18 protein-coding genes, 1 tRNA gene and 1 pseudogene are annotated in these 17,562 nt (G+C 37.3%); 2 read left to right on the top strand and 18 right to left on the bottom strand.

Annotated elements, in window-relative coordinates; translation table 11 throughout:
- Positions 1 to 439: 439 nt before the first annotated feature.
- The 8 genes and pseudogenes from BLR36_RS04245 to BLR36_RS04210 all read right to left on the bottom strand — a co-directional run bounded on the left by BLR36_RS04245 (position 440) and on the right by BLR36_RS04210 (position 8,351).
- Complete coding sequence (locus BLR36_RS04245; RefSeq protein WP_175453964.1) at positions 440 to 1,219, bottom strand: SDR family NAD(P)-dependent oxidoreductase; 780 nt, start codon at positions 1,217 to 1,219, stop codon at positions 440 to 442.
- 33 nt (positions 1,220 to 1,252) lie between these two features.
- Positions 1,253 to 2,527, bottom strand: coding sequence for a TRAP transporter large permease (locus BLR36_RS04240; RefSeq protein ID WP_093060481.1), 1,275 nt, complete (start codon positions 2,525 to 2,527; stop codon positions 1,253 to 1,255).
- The gene (locus BLR36_RS04235) at positions 2,524 to 3,015 is read right to left on the bottom strand and encodes a TRAP transporter small permease (protein WP_175453963.1); all 492 of its coding nucleotides are present in this window, start codon (positions 3,013 to 3,015) and stop codon (positions 2,524 to 2,526) included. The genes BLR36_RS04240 and BLR36_RS04235 overlap by 4 nt, the downstream gene beginning before the upstream one ends.
- A 15-nt stretch (positions 3,016 to 3,030) precedes the next feature.
- Positions 3,031 to 3,818, bottom strand: a pseudogene (locus BLR36_RS04230) (SDR family NAD(P)-dependent oxidoreductase).
- A gap of 81 nt (positions 3,819 to 3,899) precedes the next feature.
- On the bottom strand, positions 3,900 to 4,919 hold the full coding sequence (locus BLR36_RS04225) for a TRAP transporter substrate-binding protein (RefSeq protein WP_093060479.1): 1,020 nt from the start codon (positions 4,917 to 4,919) through the stop codon (positions 3,900 to 3,902).
- Positions 4,920 to 4,945: 26 nt separating this feature from the next.
- Complete coding sequence (locus BLR36_RS04220; protein ID WP_254771326.1) at positions 4,946 to 5,962, bottom strand: amidohydrolase family protein; 1,017 nt, start codon at positions 5,960 to 5,962, stop codon at positions 4,946 to 4,948.
- A gap of 41 nt (positions 5,963 to 6,003) precedes the next feature.
- Positions 6,004 to 7,002, bottom strand: a complete 999-nt coding sequence (locus tag BLR36_RS04215; protein ID WP_093060478.1) for a VOC family protein — start codon at positions 7,000 to 7,002, stop codon at positions 6,004 to 6,006.
- Between the two features lie 290 nt (positions 7,003 to 7,292).
- A complete protein-coding gene (locus BLR36_RS04210; RefSeq protein ID WP_093060477.1) occupies positions 7,293 to 8,351 on the bottom strand; it encodes an NADH:flavin oxidoreductase/NADH oxidase in 1,059 nt (352 codons plus the stop codon).
- Between the two features lie 757 nt (positions 8,352 to 9,108).
- Between BLR36_RS04210 and BLR36_RS04205 the strand changes: the two genes are divergently transcribed.
- Positions 9,109 to 9,903, top strand: coding sequence for an IclR family transcriptional regulator (locus BLR36_RS04205; RefSeq protein WP_093060476.1), 795 nt, complete (start codon positions 9,109 to 9,111; stop codon positions 9,901 to 9,903).
- Between the two features lie 177 nt (positions 9,904 to 10,080).
- Here BLR36_RS04205 and BLR36_RS04200 read toward each other — a convergent pair.
- From BLR36_RS04200 to BLR36_RS04155, 10 genes are all read right to left on the bottom strand, one after another.
- Positions 10,081 to 10,154, bottom strand: a tRNA-Arg gene (locus BLR36_RS04200).
- Positions 10,155 to 10,240: 86 nt separating this feature from the next.
- Entirely contained in the window at positions 10,241 to 10,738 is a 498-nt protein-coding gene (locus BLR36_RS04195; RefSeq protein WP_093060475.1) for a metallophosphoesterase family protein, read from the bottom strand.
- Between the two features lie 9 nt (positions 10,739 to 10,747).
- Complete coding sequence (locus BLR36_RS04190; protein ID WP_093060474.1) at positions 10,748 to 11,350, bottom strand: XTP/dITP diphosphatase; 603 nt, start codon at positions 11,348 to 11,350, stop codon at positions 10,748 to 10,750.
- A 103-nt stretch (positions 11,351 to 11,453) separates the two neighbouring features.
- Positions 11,454 to 12,251, bottom strand: a complete 798-nt coding sequence (gene racE / locus BLR36_RS04185; RefSeq protein WP_093060473.1) for a glutamate racemase — start codon at positions 12,249 to 12,251, stop codon at positions 11,454 to 11,456.
- 9 nt (positions 12,252 to 12,260) lie between these two features.
- Positions 12,261 to 12,716 (bottom strand): MarR family winged helix-turn-helix transcriptional regulator, encoded by a 456-nt coding sequence (locus BLR36_RS04180; RefSeq protein ID WP_093060472.1) that lies wholly within the window; start codon positions 12,714 to 12,716, stop codon positions 12,261 to 12,263.
- Between the two features lie 77 nt (positions 12,717 to 12,793).
- The gene (locus BLR36_RS04175; RefSeq protein WP_254771325.1) at positions 12,794 to 13,018 is read right to left on the bottom strand and encodes a helix-turn-helix domain-containing protein; all 225 of its coding nucleotides are present in this window, start codon (positions 13,016 to 13,018) and stop codon (positions 12,794 to 12,796) included.
- A gap of 61 nt (positions 13,019 to 13,079) precedes the next feature.
- Complete coding sequence (locus BLR36_RS04170) at positions 13,080 to 13,532, bottom strand: acyl-CoA thioesterase (RefSeq protein WP_093060470.1); 453 nt, start codon at positions 13,530 to 13,532, stop codon at positions 13,080 to 13,082.
- Between the two features lie 102 nt (positions 13,533 to 13,634).
- Positions 13,635 to 14,411 (bottom strand): succinate dehydrogenase iron-sulfur subunit, encoded by a 777-nt coding sequence (sdhB, locus tag BLR36_RS04165; RefSeq protein ID WP_093060469.1) that lies wholly within the window; start codon positions 14,409 to 14,411, stop codon positions 13,635 to 13,637.
- 2 nt (positions 14,412 to 14,413) lie between these two features.
- Positions 14,414 to 16,171: a succinate dehydrogenase flavoprotein subunit gene (sdhA, locus tag BLR36_RS04160; RefSeq protein WP_093060468.1), complete on the bottom strand. Its 1,758-nt coding sequence runs from the start codon at positions 16,169 to 16,171 to the stop codon at positions 14,414 to 14,416.
- A gap of 48 nt (positions 16,172 to 16,219) precedes the next feature.
- Positions 16,220 to 16,831 carry a succinate dehydrogenase cytochrome b558 subunit gene (locus BLR36_RS04155; protein WP_093060467.1) on the bottom strand — a complete coding sequence of 204 codons (612 nt, stop codon included), beginning with the start codon at positions 16,829 to 16,831 and terminating at the stop codon, positions 16,220 to 16,222.
- A gap of 283 nt (positions 16,832 to 17,114) precedes the next feature.
- Here BLR36_RS04155 and BLR36_RS04150 point away from each other — a divergent pair, with 283 nt between their 5' ends.
- Positions 17,115 to 17,528: a YslB family protein gene (locus BLR36_RS04150; protein WP_254771324.1), complete on the top strand. Its 414-nt coding sequence runs from the start codon at positions 17,115 to 17,117 to the stop codon at positions 17,526 to 17,528.
- Positions 17,529 to 17,562: the final 34 nt, after the last annotated feature.

Genomic DNA, 17,562 nt, shown 5'->3' with positions numbered 1-17,562 from the left:
TTTTATTCTTTTCATAATTTAAAACATTAAATTTATTTATTAATCTTGCATTTTCATTATAGGTTCGGTTAAAGAATTAAATAAGGCGCCAATTCCTCTATGCGGAACAAGTAGTAAAATAATATAGAATTTAGTGAATCCGCCCGTTTTTTTTAATAAAAGCATCTAATTTCATTGAATTCACGGTTTCTTTATAAAGCTGAAGCTTAATTGGTGATATTAGTGACACAAAATTTTTCGTGCAATCTTAATTTGTAGATCCTTTTATCTGAACGGGTTACCGCTTAATTTCATCCTTTAAGGATTTTTCAATTGAGAATAGAGAATTTAATTTTTCTTAATGCAATGATACTGATAGAAAGTAGATGCCCAATAAAAACACCATGCGGTTCTCCCACACGGTGTGTTTCCCGTTGAAATAATTAAATTTTGGAAATTTTTAATACATAACCGCTCCACCATCAACATTTATAGCCTGACCAGTTATATATCCTGCCTCAGAAGATGCCAAATAAGCTACCATTGATGCAATTTCATGCAGCTCCCCCGATCTATGTAGTGGGATATTACTGAGCATTTTTTCAATGATCTCTCCTTTTGGACGATTAAAATTTTCAACATAGTGTTCGTCAATCTTATCCCACATTGTAGTATGGACAAAGCCAGGACATACTGCATTTACATTAATATTATGCTCTGCCAGGGCGGTAGCAGCCGAGCGGGTGATGCTAATAACCGCAGCTTTGGAAGCGGCATAAACAGGATAATCAGGTCTGCTGGATTTACCTGTAATGGAGGAAATATTTATAATTTTCCCCCCATTTCCGAGCCGAATCATATTTCTTGCGGCTTCTTGCATACTGAAAAAAAGTGATTTTGCATTTAAATCCATCACTACATCCCAGTCTTCCGGCGAGAGTTCCAAAAACTTATTTACTTTAATAATCCCAGCGGCATTTACTACGATATCAATCGAACCAAAATCATCGATAATTGATGCATACAGCGACTTAATCTCCTGGATCTGTCCCAAGTCTCTTACATATGAAACGGCTTTTACACCAAGCTCATTTAGCTGTGATGCGGTGACCTTGCCATTTTCCTCATCTATATCAACTACTGCAATATTGGCATTGTGTGCGGCCAATTTCTCTGCAATAGCCTTACCAATTCCTTTTGCTGAACCGGTTACTACTGCAGTTTTCCCCTGTAAATTCATACATACAACCTCCTTGGGTAAAAAATCCATTATTTATTCTGAAATCGAAGGAATCCACAATGTAAGTCCTGGGATAAACGTAACCAACAATAATACAACTATAGATACTAAAACAAATGGCCATACCGCTTTGACAAACGCTTCAATGGAAACCTTTCCTAAAGAAGTTGCTAAAAATAATCCGGATCCAACTGGCGGTGTCAGTATACCTATAACAACATTCAAACAAATAATCACTCCAAAATGAATTGGATCAATACCAAAAGCCGGTAAAATAGGAACGAAAATAGGAGTCAATATAATAATCAAAGCAATTCCTTCTACCAGCATACCTAACAGTAACAATAGTATATTTACAAGAATTAAGAACATAAGAGGATTACTTGAAACTGTTGTCATCCATTCAGCAATCGCCTGAGGAACACGTTCAAATGTCATTGCCCAGCCAAAAATATTTGCCATCGCTATAAGCAAGGTTACAATTGCAGTAGAAATTGCTGTGTTCACGAAAATACCTGGAAGTTCTTTTAAATTTAATTCTTTATAAATGAAAAAGCTGACAATCAATGCGATTACACAGGCAATCCCAGCTGATTCTGTTGGAGTAAAAACACCGGTAACTATACCCCAAATTAAAACTCCTGGAACTAATAAAGCCGGTATAATTTGGTAAAATGATTTCCATCTTTCTCCCCAGGAGGCTTTAGGTCTCGAAGGGAAATTTTGTTTATACCCCAGATAAGCGACGAGTATTATAAAAGCTAAAGACAATAGAATACCAGGTAAAATACCCGCTAGGAACATATCACCAATGGAGGTGCCTGATGTTGCCCCATAAATAATGAAAAGCATACTTGGTGGAATAATCGGACCAAGCATTCCAGCTGCTGCTGTCGTAGCTGCTCCGAATTCACGCTTATATCCTTCCTTTTCCATTGCAGGAACCATAATTTTTGTCATCATTGCAATCTGCGCAGAAGCCGAACCAATTATTGAAGCCAAGAAGGTATTAGCAACTATATTCACATAGGCCAAGCCTCCTCTGTAATGACCAACGAATTTCTGCGCAAACGAGATTAAACGACTGGTAATCCCACCTGTATTCATAATTTCACCTGCAAGCATGAATAATGGAATGGCTAGTAAGCTATAGCTCTCCAGTGACGAAAACAGCCGTTGAGGTGAATTTAGAAGCATATCACTATTTCCACTAAGAAATAACAGCACACAGCCGGAAATACCTAAAACAATTGCTATTGGGATTCTTATAAGAAGCACGAACGCAAATATCAGCATTGTCAGTATCATTCAATCACCTTCCCTGCTCTGGTAAACCGTAATGATTCTAGGAACCAATTAATAAAATGGATGGACATAAAAAGCAGACTTAATGGAATGCAAATATACATATAAATCATGGGTGTTTGTGTTGTAATTGATTTTTGTAATAATATTGTTGGATTCGTGATCCAATTGATAGATAAATAGAGTATCCAAATGGAAAATACAGAAGAAATAAGCAATCCTATTACGATAAGAATATTTCTTAATTTTGGATTAACTTTGTCAACGAAGAGGTTTACTGCAACTGCCTCTTTGGATTTAATACTCATACTGGCACCGATAAAACTTGACCAGACAAAAGTATAAAGTGCATACTCCTGTCCCCATACTAATGGCGAATTTAGAAAGTACCGGTAAAAAATATCAAAGGACATTGCCATTAGCATGAAAGGTATTAATAGCATGACCAATATCTTTTCCACTTTAAAAATAGTATCGCTTAAAGATTTCAATATCATCTCCTCCCATCAATAATTATTGAATTGATTTGCTAATAACTTAAACTGGCCACCTGAGGTTAGTCCTCCATCAAGAATTACCTCAGTACCTGTCATATAAGAAGAATCATCTGAAGCAAGAAACGTCACTGCCTTAGCTATTTCAAAGGCTTCTCCTGCCCTGCCCAGTGAATTCATACCATTGGACAACTTGATAAGATCCTGGATTGATTCATTAAATGGTGTATTGATAAAACCCGGATGAATAGAATTTACCCGGATACCGAATTCGCCAAATTCCATAGCAGCTGATTTTGTCATTCCTCTAACAGCCCATTTAGAAGCTGTATATGCTACAGCAAAATACCCAGTCAGACCTGTTATAGAAGACATATTGATAATCGAGGCATTTCCGGATTTTTCAATAACTCCAAGCAATATTTCATTCCAAGAAATACCCCTGTTTGGTTAACGTTTATAACATGATTCCAATCTTCCAATGTGCATTCCTGAAAAGTAGCCCTTTTGTTTACACCTGCGTTGTTAACTAGCACATCCAATGTATTTATCTTATTGCTCAACTCATCAATAAAACCTTTCCATCCATTTTCACTTGTTACGTCAAGATGATAAGTAATAATCTCCGTATTTCCGTATTGTTTTACAGTCTCTTTTGCTTCCAATAATCTTTCATTATTATCGCTAACCATAATTACGGTGTCTGCTTTTTCTTTAACAAATTCTATAGCATCTGCCAGCCCAATCCCATTGCAAGCTCCAGTTACTAATGCAGTCTTCCCATTTAATTTTCCTGACATGACAATAACCCTCCAAATAGATATCAAAAAGGTTGTCTGCACAAACATTTATCACTGTTTTGAGACAACCTCTTCATAAAATTATTGTTTCTTCACTGAGTCAATAAATTCTTTTATTAATTCATTGTTATTTGCGTATTCTTCATGAACTTTTTTCGCCTCTTCAATAAATTCATCACGATTATCCAGTTCATAAATATTTAACAGCTCTTTCAGTTCTTTTTCGTTTTCCACATCATTAATAAGTAGTTGTTCTGTCCCCCACTTAACAGATGATGCAAAAGCTTCATCAATAATTTTCCGGTCAGCTTCAGGCATTTTATCATAATTTGCTAGACTAGAAGCAACCACACCACCGAATACCATATGTCTAGACAAAACATAGTTTTCAGCTATTTCATAATACTTTTCTGATAAAATTGCATTTTTATCAATAGAAAGGCCATCAATAACACCTGTCTGTAGGGCATTATATACTTCAGGCAATCCCATCGCTATTGGACTTGCACCAAGCCCTTTCCAAAAATCCAATACAGCTGCTCCACCAGTAAAACGCAATTTCTTCCCATTTACATCTTCCATCGCTTTTATAGTTTCATCTTTGAGAAGAAGATTATGAGTTCCTGCATGTAAGTAACCCAATCCTTTAATGCCCTGTTCTTCAAGTAATCCAAGCATTTCCTTTGCAGGTGCTGTTTCAGTCGCTGCAACGGCAGCTTCCAAATCATCAAATAAGAACGGTAGGTTCCATGCATCGAACTCCGGGACACGTGTGCTTAGATAAGGAACAGTAAGTATAGCAAAATCAAGTGAACCACTTGACATTTGTTGCACCATATCTGCTTCAGGACCTAACTGTGCTGCCGGAAAAAGTTCAAGTTTCATTCTGCCATCAGATCTCGCATCTAATTCTTCTTTGAACTTCTCTGCAAATTTATGCCAGTTATGACCTGTTTGCGTAACATATGACATTTTAAAGTTATAGGTACTCTCCCCCTCAGCAGTAGCAACATCTGTTTCAGTTTTACTATTACTACATGCACCTAATAAAAGAACAGCCGACATCAAAATCATGCCAAACATTTTTTTTGGATTCTTCATGAACTTGCTCCCCCCATTTTTTACTATCAAATTTTAACCAATTCATTCAATCCGAGAAATTCCAAAGCGTTCAGTCCAAGCATTAACTTTGCATCCTCTTCTGAAATACCTTCAAGGTTGTCAATAACCTTTCCTACCGGTTTTTCACGCAGTAGGAATGGATAATCGGATCCAGCAATAATTTGCTTTGCCCCAAAACGTTCAATCATGAATTTCAAATTATCTGGATCGTATACAAGTGAATCGTAATACAATTTTTTCGCATAGGTACTTGGAGGTTGTACTGTATTCCGGGTTTCCGGCCAGACTTCCCAACCTTGATCCATTCTTGGAAGGATATAAGGAAGGGACCCTCCCCCGTGTGCAAAGCAAATTTTCAGATTCGGCAGTTTGTCCAGCATCCCACTCATAATGATACTCCCTGCTGCAAGAGCAGTTTCTGATGGCATTCCGACAGTATACATTGTATTGAAACGCTGCAGCCTTTCTTTACCGAGAGTTGCCCATGGGTGAACAAACAGTGGGACATTCATTTCTGCTGCTGCTTCAAAAAATGGATACAATGAATCGTCATCCAAATTCAGCCCGTTAACATTGGAACCTATCTGTATCCCTCTAAGCCCTAGCTCTTTAACAGCCCTTTCCATCTCAGCTACCGCCTGTTTCGTATCTTGTAGTGGAACTGTTCCCATTCCGATAAATCTGTCAGGATATTTTTTCGCCACAGAAGCGATAAAATCATTTTGTGACTGGGAGAGCTCCAGTGCTGCCTGACTGTCCGACCAGTATGATAAAGTGACTGGAATCGGTGAGAGTACTTGAATATCCACTCCTTCCTTATCCATGTCTTCAATCCTCTTTTCAGGATCCCATGTCTGGTCAGTTATTTTCCTGAACATTTTGCCTTGCATTCTAATTTCAGCACCACAGCTACAGGTCTTTTGAAGTGTTGGAAAACGGTCATCTTCATATTTTGCTGCTAGGTCAGGGAAATCTTCGGAAATAATGTGTGTATGAAAATCAACCCGCAATTTTTTGGCCAAAGCTGATTGCCTCCTTTCTATAAGTCAACTGAACTGTCATTCTATTTCTTTATTTCTGTACCATAAGTCAGATAACTTTCGGGTGGTGTGCTCCCCCACATATCGAGTCCAAACTGTCCAGTTCCTGATTTCCACTTGATTGGTTCCCAGTCTGGTGAGAAAATAAGCATTCCGCCTGTCCACAGTTCAATCCGGTTGCCCGATGGTTCAAATGCATAAAGGAATTGCGCTCCACTTGTACCATGCTTTCCAGGTCCCCATTCGATTTTAATCTCATTTTCGGCCATGATATTTAAGGAACGCAGTAATTCATCTGGTGAATCCAAGTAATAAGCTACGTGATGGAGGTGTGCTCCTGATTGATTACTATTGCGCATGAATGCAATTTCATGTGCGATATTTGTTTTGCTCAGCCATGAGCCGAGACGGACGTCTTCCTCATTTTGGATATAGTAGCGATGATGGATTCCAAGGAAATTCGTCCACCATTCCTGTTCCTTTGCAACATCATCCACCATCACATTTACATGGTCAAAGCGGCGAGGTGCTGCTCCTTTCCCGCTGTATTTCATTGGGTGACTTGGCAATTTTGAAGCTGTTAGTGGATTAGAGTATTTTTCCATATCCCAGTAAAGCTCTATGGGAATACCGGCAGGACTGTGGAATTTAATAGCATCACCCTGTGCGAGTTCAGTACCTCCTTCTATCCACTTATAGTCAGTACCCGAATCTTTTAAAGCTTTTTCGAATGCGTATAGTGACTTTTCTGAGTTAACTCGCCATCCAAAATGGTCTAGACCGGATTTTTCAGCTTTATTGAGTACCAATGTGTGATGATCCCAGTCTTGCCATGCACGAAGGTAAACCTTGTCTTCTTCTATAGAGGATATATGTAACCCCAGAACTTCTGTAAAAAACCATGTAGATTTTTCCAAGTTAGTCACATTAATTGATGCATGACCAATATGCGCGACACTCGATAATTTAAGATCCAGTTCAGTTAACTCTACTTCTTTTTGCTTTACATTTGTTACAGTCATCTTTTCATTCCTCCAGGTTTTTAATCTATTTTTATATTAATTATTTCACAACGGAAAACGCTTACATATTACGGAATCTTCCGATAATTAAAACTATAAAAATAACTACGTTGAATAATTCCAATTATATGGCGTAAAATGGATAAACAAAAGAACCTAATTCCTCTATGCGGAACAAATTATAAAAGTATTAAATAAAAAATATTTTTTAGTGTTAATTGATGTCTTAAGTTTTAGAAACATTTATGAGTCTAACATTTCTGTGTTACAGCTGTTTTTTCGTCTTCGTTTTATTTCGGACTATAGGAAACTTTAAATTCAAATGCTGCCTTATACTGTTTAGATGTGGGGATTTGTTGTTCCAATTCCGCTGCGGCGCTAATTGGCCAATATGGATTTTTTAACATCCCTCGTCCAACAGCAACAAGATCGGCCACATTATTCTCAATCAACGCATTAGCAAATTGTGCGTCTTCTAATCTCCCAACAGCAATAATCGGTATATTGAAAAATTGTTTCATAGCTTTCGCAAATGGCACTTGATACCCTTGTTTAGATTCCGGGTTACCTCGAGGTGTCATCCCTGATTCTTCATAAGATGCCTCCCCACCTGAACTAACATGTATTATGTCAACGCCAGCTTTCTCATATTCCTTACATATTTGTTGAATGTAATCGACATCATATCCTTTTGCTACATACTCCTTTGCCGATATTCGCATAATTAAAGGCATATCAACAGGCATTTCACTCTTGACTGCTTCAATTACTTCTACGCCAAATTTGGTCCGATCACGACCATATTCGTCCGCGCGTTCGTTGATATATGGCGAACGAAATTGATGAATTAAATATCCATGTGCTCCTTGCAGTTCAATTGTATCGAAGCCAGCTTTTACAGCGCGTTTTGCAGCTAAACCGAATTTTTCCACTACTTGTTTAATTTCATCTGTTGTGAGCATTTTAGGTTGATTAAACGTAGAATCAAAAGGTTTTTCCATTGAAGAGACAGGAACTTTACTATATTCCGATTTTCGACCTGCATGTGAAATTTGAATTCCTATCTTAGAACCATATTGATGGCAACTTTCCACAATTCTCTCAAATGCAATAGCATGTTCATCCGACCATAAACCTAAATCTTGCTCTGTTATTCTTCCGTCTGGGTCCACGCTTGTAATTTCAACAATAATTAGTCCTGCACCACCTATTGCCCTTGACGTGTAATGTACATAATGCCACTCATTAGGCATTCCATCGACTGCAGAATATTGGCAGACGGGCGGCATAACAACACGATTCCTAAGCTCTAAACCTTTACATTTAAAAGGACTCATTAATTGATTCACTAATTTGCCTCCTCTAATATCGGCTATATACACCATCATTGACATTTAAGATATAACTTACCATAAAATTTGACTTAGATAAGACCAACAGCCAAACACTCTAGTAATATCTTTGGGTAAAGAAATTGCTTTAAAATTAAATTAAATAATCTCCAACAATTTGTTCTCTTTCACTTTAAATATCTTTTTAACTACTAATAAACCTATTAGTAAATCTACTCCTTACCCAAACAGATGTTAATCTAGCATTCATTGCTATCACAGATTACTTATCTACTAATAAAACACGCACCCAACTTCACTACCGCTTCCTCTTTCTTCTAGGTATGCTCTCATTTACCCCCTTATTTCTGAGAAATATGTGAAAAATGCTTCGGGCGCTTTACTGCCACACATTTCTGACCAAAAATTTTATTCCTGCAACTAGCTCCTATTATACGGGGCTTATATGCAAACAAAAGTCTCAAATTCCTCTATGTGGAACATTAGCAAAACTTTAATGATAATTCCGAAAATTAATTTGGTGATCATCTTCCTAACTGTTCTTTGAATAACGTGTTCTCCAAAGTGTGCCTACCTTATAAACTCCACAATATAACGTTGAAAAGGAATGTAGTCCTATTTGTAACTAAAGTAACTAAAATGATTAGTGAACGATATCAAACTATATAGACACAGATAATTTAAAATGTTAGAATATTCGAAACTTATTATTCTGTTTCTATATATGGAACAGCAAACGAAAGAGGAGTGAAAAATGTCTAAGAAAAACAATAATCCACAAATTCTCTCGTCTGTCAGTAATGCACTTCGTATTCTCAAAAGTTTTTCTACATTTGAACCAACACTAAAGGTAAGTGACCTCTCAGAATCTCTCGGTCTGGCTAAAAGTACAGTAAGCCGTTTGCTTGCTACACTTGCTGAGGAAGATTTTGTTATAAAAGAGAAAAAGACTGGAAAGTACAAACTTGGATTAACGGTATTGACACTTGGCGGTATTGTTACAAATCATTTAGAGATCCATAAAGAGGCGGCACCTGTACTAAATAAATTAGTGCATGAAACGGGAGAAACTGCCCATTTATCGGTTCTGCATGGTATGGATACAATCTATATTCATAAGGAAGAATGCAGCCATCCAGTTCGGATCCTGACCCATCTAGGAAGAAAAAACCCATCATACTGTACAAGCTCTGGGAAATTACTGCTTGCTTATGATGAAAATAACCTTGTGGAAGAGGTAATTAATGGAGGTCTGCAGGCATATACAAGCAATAGTATTACAGATCCCGAGAAGTTACGAAATGAATTGAAATTAATCCGAGAAAGAGGATATGCAATTAGCACAGAGGAATTAACAGAAGGAACAAGATCCATCTCAGCACCTATTCGTGATTACACTGGTAAGGTTGTCTCTGCCATAAATGTGGTTGGCCCTATCCAGCGTATGAAGGATTATAAGGTACCGGACATCGCTAAAAAGGTCATGAATGCAGCCGAAGAAGCTTCTGAAAGGATGGGATATGATAAACGATTTTTTGGAGTAAGATAAACTTTCTTTATCTAGTTAGAAGATTATCCATATTTGTGTTGCATTTGTGCTATATCTTATTATTTTATTTCGGTTTTAATCGGTTTCTTAAACAAAGAAAAACCCTTGAGAATGTTGTCTTATCAACACTTACAAGGGTTTTCCTATTTACTAATTTGTTTCTTTTGTTACTGATTATGTCCCAGGAGGGATTCGAACCCCCGACCGACGCCTTAGAAGGGCGTTGCTCTATCCAGCTGAGCTACTGAGACAAGTACTCCCCCACCTAATCTGATAGGAAAGACAAGATTTATTATATAATGCTAATTAGTTTAAGTCAACACTATTTGAAAAAAAATTAAAAAGTTATTTTTTCTAGTAGCATATGCTCATTCGAATAAAATAATACTGTCCAAGAATCCTCACTTTTATCAGCTATGGCGTAGCTTTTTTCCTTACGTCCACGGGGCTGTTCCAGGCTACCAGGATTGATGAATAAGATACCTCCCTGCATTTCTGCTCCAAGCAAATGCGAATGACCAAAGCAAACTACGGAAGCTTGTACTTCCTGTGCTTTATAAAATAATGGCATTAATGTCGATTTAACGTTATATTTATGACCATGAACGACAAGAACTTTGCCATCCTTTACAGAAAATAATTCCTCTAATGGAAAGCGATCGTCCATATCACAATTCCCCCGAACAACATGAGTAGGTGTTTCAAAAAAGTAACTTGCATCTAACTCACTATCCCCACAATGGATAATTGCATCCACCTCATGCTGATGTCTCTTAACAACAAGTTCCATTCTCTCGGTGGCACTATGTGTATCACTCATGATTAATAGCTTCATTTTCCTCACCTATCCTTTTAAAATAGAGTCTTTTAGGACTAAAGAAAGTTTATTAATCGCATTGCCTCGATGAGAAATTGCTCCTTTTTCCTCCGCAGATAGCTCTGCCATCATCTTTTGTTCGGAAGGAACATAAAAAATTGGGTCATATCCAAATCCATTTGTACCTTTTCTCTCGGTTCCAATTATTCCTTCACAAGTCCCTCTAACCGTTATAGGTTCGTTGTTAGGAGAGGCAACTGCTATAGCGCAAACAAAGCGTGCTGTTCTTTCTGATTCTTTGATACCTTCTAGCTCTTCTAGAACTTTGTCTATATTTGCCTCATCACTTTTCTCTTCGCCCGCATATCGTGCAGAATAGATGCCTGGGCGTCCGTCCAATGCATCAATTTCTAAACCACTATCATCTGCAATGACCAACGTTTGTAAATGCTCTGCTAGCGCAGTAGCTTTAAGTAATGCATTTTCTTCAAAGGTTGTCCCAGTCTCTTCCACATCCATTTCTTCTGCCACATCATGAAGTGTCTTAACTTCATAGCCTAATGGGTTAAATAAAGCTTCAAAATCTTTCGCTTTTCCTTTATTTTTAGTAGCTATAATAATTTGTTTCAAGTAAAATCGCATCCTTCTGTTGAATTTTAGAAATTTCTTAGTCTTTTAATACGTAACCATAAAAAGAAGACCCCGCTAATCGAGGATTCTCAAGCTAACAGGGTCATTTAAATGAAATTGTTCGAATATCTGCATTCGGTATTTCCAACCACTTTTCAACAATCGTTTTAAATATTGGCACAGATCCTGTTGTATAAAATATAGGTTTTTCAATTTGTTTATTAGGATTATTAAGTTCATGATAATTTAAATACTCTTTGACATCGTGAGCAGTTTCTTCGGCAGACGAAAGTACTTTTACATCATTCCCTACTGCCTCTTCAATATGCTTTTGTAAAAGAGGGTAATGTGTACAACCTAAAATAACGGTATCGAATTTCTCTTTCTTCAATGGAGTTAATGTTTCTAATACCATATTTCGAGCAAATTCACCTTCGTATTCATTACTTTCTACAAGTGGTACAAAGGTTGGGCATGCCAGTGGAATTACTTTACTAGACGTATTTAAGGAAGCAATGGCTTCCTCATACGCACCACTTTTTATAGTACCGCTTGTACCTAGCACTACGATTTCATTACTTTTTGATGCTTTAATAGCTGCCCTAGCACCGGGGAAAATTACCCCTATTACAGGAAAAGGCATCTTTTTACTTAAAGAGTTAAGTGCGACTGCAGTTGCAGTATTGCACGCAATTACTAGCATTTTTATATTCATTTTTGCTAATGCATTAGCCAATTGCCATGTAAACTTTCGTACCTCTTCGCTTGTTCTAGGACCATACGGGCATCTGGCAGTATCGCCAATATATATTATTTTTTCATTCGGTAGTAATTGCATAATTTCTTTCGCAACTGTTAACCCACCAACTCCAGAGTCTATAACACCAATTGGGGCTTTCACGTCTATTCCTCAGTTCTTCATCTCTTGATGTAGTTTTTCTAATAATATTGATAAATTTGTAACTTCAGCTTGATCGAATTGTTGAAGTACATCCTCCAAATACTGTTGTCGTTTATCGATAACTTCTTCTATAATTCGTGCGCCCTCTTCTAACAAATGTATACGAACAACGCGGCGATCTTGTTCATCTCTAATACGCTTTACAAGTTTGCTTTTTTCCATACGATCAATTAAGTCCGTCGTTGTACTAAAAGCTAAATACATTTTATTGGATAAATCACCGATAGTCATATCACCAAGCTCTAGTAACCATTGAAGTGCTACAAACTGCGGTGGCGTAATAGTATAGGCACTTAAAATCTGTCTACCCTTTTGTTTAATGATTCCAGATATATGTCGAAGCTCTTTTTCTAAAAAAGCAACTTGATCTTGATCTAATATTGTCTTATTTGTATCCTCTGCCATCTATTCCTTCACTCCTCAAAACAATAACCTCTTTCTATTATTGTGACGTGTTATGAGGAAAATGGCAAGGATTCATATCAATTCAGTGATAGTTCACCTAATCGTAATAATTCCACAATCGCTTGTGACCTACCTGAAACTCCAAGTTTTTGTATTGTATTGGAAATATGGTTCCTAACTGTTTTCTCACTTATCGATAACAAAGCTGAAATATCTTTCGTAGAATTATCTTCTACTAATAATTGAAAAATTTGACGTTCTCTACTTGTCAAAATCGAACGATGCTGATTATTGTCGTACAATGCCATAGCCCCCTATCCACTCTCCTACTAACGTATGTAGCGTAGGGATGGTAGGTGACGGCTAGTTAATACTCTTTTGAAAAACTTCTCGTTCTTCCTCAGACCATTTTGCAGCTCGACCAGTTTTCTTGTCAATTTGAACGATAGATCCCCGACCTGTAAAGACGATTTCACCTTTTTCATTCTTCGCCATGTAGTGGATATCTACAGAGGAAGAGCCAACAGTATTTGCTTTCACATAGATGCGGAGCTTCTCATCAAAAAACACTTGTTTTACGTAATCACACTGTAAATCAGCTACTACTGGAATTTTTTCTCCCTTTGGATTTAACCAGTCATTCATAAGCTGAATATGCTTGAAGTATTCTATTCGCGCATACTCAAAATACGCAAATGTAACTGTATTATTCAAATGTCCATACATATCCGTTTCTGAAAAACGTACACTTACCTCTGAATAAAAATGGAATTCCCGCTCCCATAAAGCAATATCTTCTATGTAATTAGCTTTCATAAATTGAACTCCTCCTAAAATGAATAGATATTCATTTATTGTAACAGAGAAAGAAAAAATCTGCATAGAATAGTAATATTCTACACAGATTTTTATCATCAATTAATCAACCATATGGTCGCTTCCGAAGAAGTCTTTGAACATTTGAACAGTAGTATCACGGTTCAATGCAGCGATCGAAGTTGTAAGTGGAATTCCTTTAGGACAAGCAACAACACAGTTTTGTGCGTTACCACAATTAGCAAGACCACCGTCTCCCATGATTGTATTTAAGCGTTCATCCTTGTTCATAGAACCTGTTGGATGTGCGTTAAATAAACGTACTTGTGAAAGTGGTGCTGGCCCCATAAAGTTAGAACCACTGTTTACGTTTGGACAAGCTTCCAGACATACACCACAAGTCATACATTTAGACAATTCATATGCCCATTGACGTTTGCGCTCTGGCATGCGAGGTCCTTCACCTAGATCGTATGAACCATCGATAGGAACCCATGCTTTTACTTTCTTCAACGAATCAAACATGCGTGTACGGTCTACTTGAAGGTCACGTACAACCGGGAATGTTTTCATAGGAGCCAATTGAATCGGCTGTGTCAATTGATCAATTAAAGCTGAACAAGATTGACGCGGACGACCATTGATCACCATTGAACATGCTCCACAAACTTCTTCTAAACAGTTCATATCCCAAGTTACAGGAGTTGTAGATTTTCCATCTACATTTACTGGATTTTGACGAATTTCCATCAGGGCAGAAATAACGTTCATATTTGGACGATAATTTACTTCGAATTTTTCCCAATATGGTGTAGATTCAGGTGTATCTTGACGTAAAATTTCAAATTTTACTTTTTTTGTTTCCGTTGCTGTTACCATTATTAATTGTCCCCTTTCGCAGAATAATCGCGTTTACGAGGTGCAATAAGAGATACGTCTACTTCTTCATAATGGAAAACTGGAGCACCAGTAGCTGGATCAAATTTCGCCATAGTTGTTTTCAAGAACTCTTCATCATTACGTTCTGGGAAATCAGGTTTGTAATGCGCTCCACGGCTTTCATTACGATTAAGCGCACCTAATGTAATAACGCGTGCTAAATATAACATATTTTTAAGCTGACGCGTAAATGATGCACCTTGGTTAGACCATTGTTGTGTATCATCCATATTAATATTTTCAAAACGTTCTAGTAGTTCAAGGATTTTCTTATCAGTTGCTTCTAGTTTGTCGTTGTAACGAACAACAGTTACGTTATCCGTCATCCACTCACCTAGTTCTTTATGAAGCAAGTACGCATTTTCCGTACCTTTCATAGAAATAGTTTTATCCCATTTCTCTTGTTCAAGTTTAACTTCATTTTCAAAGATGGATTCATCCATATCAATTGCATGTGTTTTAAGATGACTCATGTATTTAACTGCATTTGGACCTGCAACACTTCCACCGAATACAGCAGAAAGCAATGAGTTTGCACCTAAACGGTTTGCACCATGTTGAGAATAGTCACACTCACCTGCAGCAAATAATCCAGGGATGTTAGTCATTTGATCATCATCTACCCACAGTCCACCCATTGAATAATGTACTGCTGGGAATATTTTCATCGGTACTTTACGAGGATCATCACCAGTGAATTTCTCGTAAATTTCAATGATACCACCAAGTTTAACATCAAGTTCATGTGGATCTTTATGTGAAAGATCTAGATAAACCATGTTTTCTCCGTTAATACCAAGCTTTTGATTTACACATACATCAAAGATTTCACGTGTAGCAATGTCACGCGGAACTAAGTTACCGTATGCAGGATATTTTTCTTCTAGGAAGTACCAAGGCTTGCCGTCTTTGTAAGTCCAAATACGACCACCTTCACCACGAGCAGATTCTGACATTAAGCGTAGTTTATCATCACCTGGGATTGCAGTTGGATGAATTTGAATAAATTCTCCATTTGCATAATAAGCCCCTTGTTGATATACGATAGATGCAGCAGAACCAGTGTTAATAATAGAGTTTGTAGTTTTCCCGAAAATAATACCAGGGCCACCAGTAGCCATAATAACAGCATCTCCGCGGAATGCACGAATTTCCATTGTTTGAAGGTTTTGCGCTTTAATACCGCGACATACGCCTTCATTATCTTTAATTATTCCAAGGAATTCCCATCCTTCGAATTTTGTAACTAAACCGTCTACTTCAAAACGACGAACTTGCTCGTCCAGTGCGTATAAAAGTTGTTGACCAGTTGTAGCTCCAGCGAATGCTGTACGATGCATTAATGTTCCACCGAAACGACGGAAATCTAATAATCCTTCTGGTGTACGGTTGAACATAACACCCATACGGTCAAATAGACTAATAATACCAGGGGCAGCATCTGCCATTGCTTTTACTGGTTTTTGATTAGCAAGGAAGTCTCCACCATATACAGTATCATCTAAATGTACTGCAGGAGAGTCTCCTTCACCTTTTGTATTTACTGCTCCGTTAATACCACCTTGTGCACAAACAGAGTGTGAACGTTTTACGGGAACTATCGAAAATAGATCTACATGCGTGCCATCCTCGGCAGCTTTCATTGTTGCCATTAAGCCAGCTAATCCACCGCCGACAACAATCAGTTTACTTTTTGCCATGCTATTCTCACTCCTCAATATAATAGTAGTTGAACGTCTGTAAGTTTCTTAAACAAATGCTAGAAGAGCTTGTACGCCAACTACAGATAACGCTAAGAAGATTACTAATGTTACATAAGTTGCAATTTGTTGAGATCTTGCAGATTGAGTGATCCCCCAGCTAACTAAGAATGACCAAATGCCATTAGCTAAATGGAATGTCGCTGAAATAACCCCTACGATATAAAAACCTAACATCCATGGGTTAGATAAAATTTCTGCCATCATATTAAAATTAACTTCTTTTGCTCCGATTGCTGCTTGGAAACGAGTTTCAAATACATGCCAAACGATAAATACTACTAGGAAAATACCAGTGAAACGTTGTAAAATAAACAAATAATTTCTTAACGTACCAAATCTTTGCGGATTATGCTTTGCAGTAAATGCAATGTAAAGTCCGTAAAATGCATGGAACATTAATGGAAGAAAAATTACGAAGATTTCTAACATATAGCGAAATGGTAGACTCTCCATGAAGTGAGATGCATTATTGAATGCCTCTTCTCCTCTTGTAGCAAAATGGTTTACTACTAAATGCTGCGTTAAAAACAGACCTACAGGAATAATACCTAGTAAGGAATGCAGTCGACGCCAATAAAATTCGCGTTCTTTCGACAAAACAATTACCCCCTCAAATTTCCGAGCAAAAGCAATGAAAACTATTGTAAAAAATCATTTGTTCTCAAAACTTTCACATCATCAAGTTACGTATTTATGACATATCCATTGTACTCTCATCATTTTAGAGCGTCAAGGCATCTTTCTGATTTTCCATATGGATACTTCTACCTTTGTTAGATAATAGTTTGATTATTAAATCACAATCTATCGGGTCCCAATTGCTATTAATTTATGATAAAATAAATAGGCAATAATGATTTTTGGAAAGAAGGGTTGCTACTTGGATGAGAAGAAACATTCACATGTAACTTCCTTTGGATATGAGATAATAAGAGATCACGTGCTTACTTCTATTCTCGGAAAACATGAAAAAGATATTTTATATTGGGCTGGAAAAGATTTAGCTCGTAAATTCCCCCTCTATTCGATGGAAGAAGCCGTTACGTTTTTCAATGAAGCCGGATGGGGTACATTACATTTAGAAAAAACGACAAAAGATTCAGCTTTTTATACACTAAGTACATATAATCTACCTCAGAGTGGACAAAGTAGAAGTCATCGATTGGAAGCAGGTTTTTTAGCTGAACAGCAGCAGAAGCTAACCGGTTTTTTGACTGAATGTTTCGATGAAGAAGTTAAAAAGAATGGCATCGTCTCCTTACAAATAAAATGGGATTCTAAAACAAAAGGGTAATAGGATAGTCAGTCGCTGACTTTTCCTATTCCCT

It is taken from the genome of Psychrobacillus sp. OK028 (assembly GCF_900103605.1).
In the GTDB taxonomy this organism is placed as follows: Bacteria; Bacillota; Bacilli; order Bacillales_A; family Planococcaceae; genus Psychrobacillus.
This window is presented reverse-complemented; position numbering and strand designations above follow the sequence as displayed.

What these genes read in the sequence shown, in the direction of transcription:
- BLR36_RS04245 (WP_175453964.1), bottom strand. Translation starts at nt 1,219, where the DNA reads ATGAATTTACAGGGGAAAACTGCAGTAGTAACCGGTTCAGCAAAAGGA.
- BLR36_RS04240 (WP_093060481.1), bottom strand. Translation starts at nt 2,527, where the DNA reads ATGATACTGACAATGCTGATATTTGCGTTCGTGCTTCTTATAAGAATC.
- BLR36_RS04225 (WP_093060479.1), bottom strand. Translation starts at nt 4,919, where the DNA reads ATGAAGAATCCAAAAAAAATGTTTGGCATGATTTTGATGTCGGCTGTT.
- BLR36_RS04215 (WP_093060478.1), bottom strand. Translation starts at nt 7,002, where the DNA reads ATGACTGTAACAAATGTAAAGCAAAAAGAAGTAGAGTTAACTGAACTG.
- BLR36_RS04205 (WP_093060476.1), top strand. Translation starts at nt 9,109, where the DNA reads ATGTCTAAGAAAAACAATAATCCACAAATTCTCTCGTCTGTCAGTAAT.
- BLR36_RS04195 (WP_093060475.1), bottom strand. Translation starts at nt 10,738, where the DNA reads ATGAAGCTATTAATCATGAGTGATACACATAGTGCCACCGAGAGAATG.
- BLR36_RS04180 (WP_093060472.1), bottom strand. Translation starts at nt 12,716, where the DNA reads ATGGCAGAGGATACAAATAAGACAATATTAGATCAAGATCAAGTTGCT.
- BLR36_RS04170 (WP_093060470.1), bottom strand. Translation starts at nt 13,532, where the DNA reads ATGAAAGCTAATTACATAGAAGATATTGCTTTATGGGAGCGGGAATTC.
- sdhB (WP_093060469.1), bottom strand. Translation starts at nt 14,411, where the DNA reads ATGGTAACAGCAACGGAAACAAAAAAAGTAAAATTTGAAATTTTACGT.
- sdhA (WP_093060468.1), bottom strand. Translation starts at nt 16,171, where the DNA reads ATGGCAAAAAGTAAACTGATTGTTGTCGGCGGTGGATTAGCTGGCTTA.